This window comes from Virgibacillus sp. AGTR (genome assembly GCF_016919725.2).
Taxonomy (GTDB): domain Bacteria; phylum Bacillota; class Bacilli; order Bacillales; family Amphibacillaceae; genus Virgibacillus; species Virgibacillus salarius.
The window spans coordinates 1-1001 of record NZ_JAJERH010000168.1 but is presented as its reverse complement, the minus strand read 5'-3'; the positions used below and the strand labels follow the sequence as shown (position 1 = coordinate 1001).

Below are 1001 nucleotides of genomic sequence, written 5' to 3'. Positions count from 1 at the left end.
TACTTTCTTAAGTTCACCGCCATAAAGGCAAATCCTAATTCATTTTCCACTTTCGAATTGCCTCTCACCGACATTCGAGTGAAACGCAAATTGGCCTTCAAAAATCCGAAGACAGGTTCTACATCTATTTTTCGTTTACCATAGATTTTTCCTGTTTCTTCTTTTGAAAGCTGCTCTCTTATATATGCTTTTTGCTGTTCCCATTGAGCATTGTAATAAATCTTTCGATTCCCTTTTGCTTTGGTACATTGGTCGCGTAATGGGCATCTAGAACAATGTTCACATTCATAAACATGAAAGGTTCGTTTGAACCCGGCCTTATCCTTTCTGTTTGATAGGTAATGAAAGGATACTTTCTTTCCATTTGGACAAGTAAAAAAGTCTCCGTCTGAATCGTAGTCCCAGTTGGATACATGGAAAGGATTTGTTTTATATTTCTTTTTCTTTTCCATCCGATAGGAATTATAAGTAATCAGTGGCGTTCTTTTTCTATGAAGTACATTACTGTAATTTTGTTCACTACCGTAACCTGCGTCGGCGACAATATGCTCGGGCAATTGAAAGTACCTATCTTCAATACTATCGAGAAAAGGAATAAACGTGCGAGTATCCGTAGGATTTGGAAATACATCGTAGGCTAATGTGTATTGACCTTCGGTCGCAATTTGTACATTATAACCTGCTTTAAGTTGACCATTTTTCATATAGTCATCTTTCATTCGCATAAAAGTGGCATCATGATCTGTCTTAGAATAACTATTGCGATCGCCTAAGATTGCCATATCTTTTTGATATTTGTGTTTACGAGCTTCAAAATCTTGGAATTGTTTACGGTATTGCTTGGGTTCTTTTCGTTCGGAACGAAGTTGTTTGCGTTCTTTTGCTTCTTTGCTTTCTTCGATTGCTTTATCATATTTTTCTACTTTTTCATCTAGCTTTTTAACCACTTCACTGAGTTCTTCCTTTGAAAGTTCATCGGAACTTTCCCTTTCTATTTCAGG

At 36.7% G+C, this 1001-nt stretch carries 1 protein-coding gene; it reads right to left on the bottom strand.

The window, feature by feature from the left end; genetic code table 11:
* Positions 1–1001 (bottom strand): IS1182 family transposase (locus JUJ52_RS23030; RefSeq protein ID WP_228089246.1); only part of this gene is annotated, 1001 nt, incomplete at both ends.